This window comes from Halomonas tibetensis (assembly GCF_042643535.1).
GTDB classification, from domain to species: domain Bacteria; phylum Pseudomonadota; class Gammaproteobacteria; order Pseudomonadales; family Halomonadaceae; genus Halomonas; species Halomonas tibetensis.
This window is the reverse complement of record NZ_JBHRSQ010000021.1, coordinates 1-652: the sequence shown is the minus strand read 5'-3', so window position 1 is coordinate 652 and position 652 is coordinate 1. Positions and strand designations below refer to the sequence as shown.

Annotated in this window: 1 protein-coding gene; it reads right to left on the bottom strand. The window is 61.5% G+C overall.

What is annotated here, in order from left to right; genetic code table 11:
- A partial coding sequence (locus ACFODV_RS15175) for an IS30 family transposase (RefSeq protein ID WP_379760927.1) occupies positions 1-652 on the bottom strand: 652 nt, incomplete at both ends.

Here is a 652-nt window from a genome sequence, read left to right as displayed (position 1 = left end):
GCGTAAACTTCCAGCGGCGTGCGCCAGTCCAATGTCTTGCGCGGCCGCGTGTTCAGTGAGTCCGCGATCTCGTCGAGTTCTTCCTGGCTGTAGACGGAGAGGTCCGTGCCCTTCGGCAGGTACTGCCGCAACAGCCCGTTGGTATTCTCGTTGGAGCCCCGCTGCCATGGACTATGCGGGTCAGCGAAGTAGATCGCCGTACCGGTCTTCTGCGTGATTTCGGCATGCTTTACCATCTCCCTGCCCTGGTCGTAGGTCATGGACAGACGCAGGGCTCGCGGCACCTCATTGAGCTTGTCGCTGAAACCGACGGCTGCTGCCGTGGCCGTGGTGCCATCCACTTTCGCCAGGATCACCAAGCGCGTGGTGCGTTCCACCAGCGTACCGACAGCAGAGCGATTGTTAGCACCAATGATGAGATCACCCTCCCAATGGCCAGGCATCAGGCGGTCTTCGATCTCAGGCGGCCGCATGTGGATGCTGACCAGCTCGGGAATCTGCTGGCGTCGATCCTTGCCACGACTGCGTGGCCGACGCTTGCCGTTACCCTGCCGAAGGCAGGCGATGAGCTCCTTCTTGAGGCTGCCGCGGGGCATCACATAGAGCGCGTTGTAGATGGCCTCATGCGAGACCTGCCGACGTGAATCGTTGG